Origin of the sequence: Mesorhizobium sp. M7A.F.Ca.US.014.04.1.1 (assembly GCF_003998745.1) — a bacterium.
Classification (GTDB): domain Bacteria; phylum Pseudomonadota; class Alphaproteobacteria; order Rhizobiales; family Rhizobiaceae; genus Mesorhizobium; species Mesorhizobium ciceri.
This window is the reverse complement of the sequence record NZ_RZRW01000263.1, coordinates 2,419-7,955: the sequence shown is the minus strand read 5'-3', so window position 1 is coordinate 7,955 and position 5,537 is coordinate 2,419. Positions and strand designations below refer to the sequence as shown.

At 63.5% G+C, this 5,537-nt stretch carries 2 protein-coding genes; one reads left to right on the top strand and one right to left on the bottom strand.

The genetic code is table 11. The features are described from left to right. Positions 1-403: 403 nt before the first annotated feature. A complete protein-coding gene (pepN, locus tag EOA22_RS18155) occupies positions 404-3,049 on the bottom strand; it encodes an aminopeptidase N (RefSeq protein WP_063167698.1) in 2,646 nt (881 codons plus the stop codon). A gap of 156 nt (positions 3,050-3,205) precedes the next feature. Here pepN and EOA22_RS18150 point away from each other — a divergent pair, with 156 nt between their 5' ends. Further along, positions 3,206-5,512, top strand: coding sequence for a xanthine dehydrogenase family protein molybdopterin-binding subunit (locus EOA22_RS18150; protein ID WP_127390122.1), 2,307 nt, complete (start codon positions 3,206-3,208; stop codon positions 5,510-5,512). Positions 5,513-5,537 lie beyond the last annotated feature (25 nt).

The window sequence follows — 5,537 nt, the reverse complement described above, 5'->3', positions numbered from 1 at the left end:
GCGCAGCAGCGGCTCGGCGGCCAGAAGCCGCCGGTAGGCCGGTTCGGCGATGAGTCGCGTATTCCCGGCAAGACCGTCGCCGCGCGTCTCACGATGCGCAAAAACCGTCCCTCCGGGCGCGCCCCACGCGTCCGCCTTCGCCATAAATGGCACTCCCCGAATTTGCCTATGCTGCTTGGTGATCCGGCAAACGCCGCACTTCCGAATCGTCAGTAAAGAATCAAAGGTGATTCGCCTTGTCCAGTGGTCCGGCGAAAAAAGATTAAAAATCGACTAAAATAATGGGCTTTCGCTGGCGCAGCGCCTAACGGAAGCCGCTGCTGGCAGGTCCTGGTTGAAATTCACCAGCTTGGCGGCGTGCACGGATCTCCCTTCTGCCACAAGGGGAGAAGGAAGAGAGCGGCTAAGCCAGCGTGCGCTCGACAATATCCCGCAGATCCGCCGACAGGTTTTCGGCGCCGGCGATCGAGAGCAGCGCTTCCCTGGCCTTCGCCTGCCGCAAGGGTTCGAGCGAACGCCAGGATCTGAGCGCCGTCGCCAGCCTTGCCGCCACTTGCGGGTTGCGCTTTTCAACCTCGAGGACGGTTTGAGCAAAGAACCAGTAGCCTTCGCCGTCGGCCCGGTGGAAGCCGGTCTGATTGGCGCTGGAGAAGGTGCCGATCAGCGAGCGCACCCGGTTCGGATTGCCCATCGAGAAGGCCGGGTGGTTGGTCAAGGCCTTCACGGTGTCGACGGTTTGCGGCCCCGGTACGCTGGCCTGGATCTGGAACCATTTGTCCATGATCAGCGGGTCGGACCCGTAGGTCGTCTCGAAAGCCGCCAGCGCCTCGACCGCCTCGGGCGAACCGTGGTGACGATGCGCGAGCACGGCAAGTGCTGCCGCGCGGTCGGTCATGTTGGTCGCGGACTGGAAATGCCCGGCAGCGAGTTCCGCTCCGCCCGGCTGCAGCGACAGATAATCCAGCAGGGTGTTGCGCAAGGCGCGTCGCCCGGCGCTTGCCGCGTCGGGGCTGAACGCTTCTCTGTCGGCAAGGCTGAGGTAGAGGCCCGAAAAAACGTCCCGGTTCGCAGTGCCGATCGCCAGCGCCAGTGCCTCGCGAGCCGCATAGATGGCATCGGGGTCGATGTTCCTGCCGATGTCGCGGGCAATGTCGGCTTCGCCGGGCAGGGCCAGCGCCAATGCCCGATAGGCCGGCTCCAGCGTCTCGTCGCCGGCAATGCTGCCGGCGAGTTCGATCAGCCGCGGCGCAAAGGCCGGCTGCTTGCCGCCGAGGATCTCGCGGAACGCTGATATCAGCGCATCGGTCAACAATGTGTTGAAAGCCTGCCAGCGCGAGAAGGCGTCGCCGTCGTGGCGGGCGAGGAAGAACTGGTCGTCGGCTTTCTGCTCGACGGACAATGTCACCGGCGCCGAAAAGCCGCGGTTGAGCGACACGGCCGGGCGCTCGGTGACGCCTGAAAACCGCACCATGTGGCGACGCTTGCGGATATGGATGACGCCGTCCTCGACGCTGGCGCCCTCGACGCTACTATACGGCACAGGCTTGCCGCCGGCGCCGATCAGCCCGAAAGCGAGCGGGATGTGCATCAGCCGCTTGCGGCTTTCGGAGGGTGTCGGCGGCACCGACTGCTCGATTTCGAGCGTGAACTCCTGCGCGGCCGGATTGTGCGTCGAACTGATCGTCAGGTTCGGCGTTCCCGCCTGATGATACCAGAGCGCGAACTGCGACAGGTCGCGGCCGGACGCATCCTCGAACACCTTGATGAAATCCTCGATCGTCGCCGCGTCACCGTCGTGCCGCTCGAAATAGAGGTCCATGCCGGCGCGAAACACGTCGGCACCGAGAATTGTGCGGATCATGCGCACCACTTCGGAGCCCTTCTCGTAGACCGTCGCGGTGTAGAAATTGTTGATCTCGCGGTAGCGGCGCGGCCGCACCGGATGCGCCAGTGGGCCCTGGTCCTCTGGAAACTGGTGGGCGCGCAAGGTCCGCACCTCGGCAATACGCTTGACCGCGCGCGAGCGCTGGTCGGCGGAGAATTCGTGGTCGCGGAAAACCGTCAGGCCTTCCTTCAGGCAGAGCTGGAACCAGTCGCGGCAAGTGATTCTGTTGCCTGTCCAATTGTGGAAATACTCATGCGCTATGATCGCCTCGATATTGGCGAAATCGGCGTCCGTCGCGGTCTCCCGGTCGGCCAGCACATATTTGTCGTTGAAGATGTTGAGGCCCTTGTTCTCCATCGCGCCCATGTTGAAGTCCGACACGGCGACGATGTTGAAGACGTCGAGATCGTATTCGCGGCCGAACGCCTCCTCGTCCCATTTCATCGACCGCTTCAGGGCGTCCATCGCATAGCCGGCCAGCGTCTCCTTGCCGGGCTCGACATAGATGCCGAGCTCGACCGTGCGGCCGGACAGGGTGACGAAACTGTCCGCGAGCCGGCCGAGATTGCCGGCCACCAATGCGAACAGATAGGACGGCTTGGGGAAAGGGTCGTGCCACACTGCATAATGCCAGCCGTCGCCGAGGTCGCCCTTTTCGAGCGGGTTGCCGTTGGACAGGAGCAGCGGCGCCTCGTCGCGCATTGCCTCCATGCGCACCGTGTAGACGGACAGGATATCGGGACGGTCGAGGAAATAGGTGATGCGGCGAAAGCCCTCGGCTTCGCATTGCGTGCAGTAGACGTGGCTCGAGCGGTAGAGGCCCATCAGGGCTTCGTTGCCCGCCGGCGCCACCTCGGTCTCGATGAGCAACTGGAAGCGCCGCGCCACCGGTGGCTTGAGGATGGTCAACTGGTCGGGCGTCGCCAGCAGATCCGCCGGTTTTACCTTCTTGCCGTCGATCTCGATGTGCTTGAGCGTAAGCCCGTCGCCGTCGAGCACCAACGGAGCCGATGCGGAGACGCCGTCACGGCGCTCTATCGTGAGCACGGCGGTGACACGCGTTGCGTCTGGCGAAAGGCGGAAGGTGAGGTCGGTTTGCGGAATGAGGTAGTCGTTGGGGCGATAGTCTTCGAGCTTGAAGACCTGGCCGGTGTCCGTGCGCATTCCGTGGGTTTTCCTGTCGATTGCGTTGGCGGCGGATTGTGTCCGCTGGTCCAAGAAATTTGAAGTCCGCGCTCTTTACACGAAACGGCCCCTCGACAAAACTGAGGCAATGCCTATTTCAGGCGTTCGTTCTCCTGTCATCATCACGAGGCATCCATGACCGTCGTCACACCGAAATTCGGCATGGGCGCATCCGTGCTGCGGCGCGAGGATGCCGCCTTCATCCAGGGCCAGGGCCGTTATACCGACGACATCCAGCCGGCTGGCGTCCTGCATGGCTATCTCCTGCGTTCGCCGGTCGCCAAGGCCAGCTTCACCATCGGTTCGACCGAGGCGGCGAAGGCCGCACCTGGCGTCCATCTGGTACTGACCGGCAAGGACCTTGCCCATCTCGGCGATCTGAAATCCGGCGTCATGCAGGAACAGCCGGACGGCACCAAGGCGCCGACGCGCGACATCCCGATCCTGTGCCGCGACCGCGTCAACTATGTCGGCGATGCCGTTGCCTTCGTCGTCGCCGACAGCCGTGCCTTGGCGCAGGATGCCGCTGAATTGATCGATGTCGACTATGACGGCGAAGACGCGGCTTCCGGGACCGCAAATGCACTTGCCGAAGGCACGCCGCTGGTCTGGCCGGAGCTCGGTTCCAACCGCGCCTTCAGCTACCACATGGGCGACAGGAAAAAGACCGAAGCGGCTTTCGCCAAGGCCGCACACGTCACCCGCATCGAGTTCGTCAACAACCGGCTGGTCTGCAACTACATGGAGCCGCGCTCCGCGATCGGCGAATGGAACGTCGAGGAGAAGCGCTTCGTGCTGACCACCGCGTCGCAAGGCGTGCACTCCATGCAGTACATCCTGGCCAGCGTGTTCAAGATCAAGAAGGGCCAGTTGCGCGTCATCACACCTGATGTCGGCGGTGGTTTCGGGCCCAAGAGCTTCGTCTACCGCGAATATCCGCTGGTGCTGGAAGCGGCGAAGCGGCTTGGCCGCCCGGTGAAGTGGGCCGGCGACCGCACGGAACACTTTCAGACCGACGCGCAAGGCCGCGACAATTTCGTCACGGCCGAGATGGCACTGGACAAGGACGGCCGCTTTCTCGGCATGAAGGTGGACCTGCTCGCCAACATCGGCGCCTATATCTCGCAATATGGTCCGTTCATCCCCTATATCGGCGTCACCATGTCGACCGGTGTCTACGATATCCAGGCGCTCGACGTCTCGGTGACCGGCCTCTACACCAACACCTGCCCGGTCGATGCCTATCGCGGTGCCGGCCGGCCGGAAGCAGCCTTCCTGCTGGAAAAACTGGTCGATGCCTGCGCCCACGATCTCGGCCTGCCCGTCGAGGAGATCCGCCGCCGCAATTTCATCCGGCCGGAGCAATTTCCCTACCGGACGCAAACCGGCCGCCTCTACGACACCGGTGAATTCGAAGGCCATATGGAGCGCGCCATTGAGCAATCCGAATGGAAAGCGTTTCCGGAGCGGCTGGCGCAGTCGAAGGCCGGCGGAAAAATCCGCGGTCTCGGCATGGCGACCTATATCGAGGCCTGTGCCTTTCCGGGCTCGGAGCCGGCCTTCGTCGAACTCAATGGCGACGGCACGGTGACGCTGAAGATCGGCACCCAGACCAACGGACAGGGACACGCCACCGCCTATGCGCAGTTCCTGTCGGAAAAGCTCAATCTCGACATCGACAAAATCCATGTCCGCCAGGGCGATACCGATGAATTGAAGGCCGGCGGCGGCACCGGCGGCTCGCGCTCCATTCCGCTGGGGGGTGTGTCGGCTTCCCGCGCGGGCGAGGATCTGGCCAACAAGATCAAGCGCATCGCCGCCGACGAGCTGGAGGCTTCTGCCGGCGACATCGAGTTGTCCGATGGTGTTGCCCGCATCGTCGGCACCGATCGCTCGCTCGATTTTTCCAGCATCGCCAAGGCCGCCAAGACGCCTGACGATCTCAAGGGCTTTGGCGAGTTCGTGCAGGACGAATGCACCTATCCCAACGGCACTCATATCTGCGAGGTCGAGATCGATCCCGACACCGGCGCGACCGAGATTGTCCGCTACACCATCGTCGACGATTTCGGCGTGACCGTGAACCCGATCCTGCTCGCCGGCCAGGTGCATGGCGGCGTCGTGCAAGGCATCGGCCAGGCACTGACCGAGGACACTATCTACGGCGAGGACGGACAGCTTTTGACGGCGAGCTTCATGGATTACGCCATGCCGCGCGCCGACAATTTCCCGTTCTTCCATTTCGAGACCCGCAACGTGCCGTCGACGACCAATGCACTCGGCATCAAGGGCGCGGGCGAGGCCGGCACCATCGGTTCGACCCCGGCGGCACTCAATGCGGTGACCGACGCGCTCTGGCGCGCTTATGGCGTCAAGCACATCGACATGCCGGCAACGCCGGCGCGTATCTGGGCGACGATCCGAGAAGCGTCGGGAGCGTGACAGCGGGCCCCGGCAGCCCCTCGGC

Bases quoted from the DNA above. Each gene is read 5' to 3' on its own strand.
- pepN (WP_063167698.1), bottom strand. From the start codon at position 3,049: ATGCGCACGGACACCGGCCAGGTCTTCAAGCTCGAAGACTATCGCCCC.
- EOA22_RS18150 (WP_127390122.1), top strand. From the start codon at position 3,206: ATGACCGTCGTCACACCGAAATTCGGCATGGGCGCATCCGTGCTGCGG.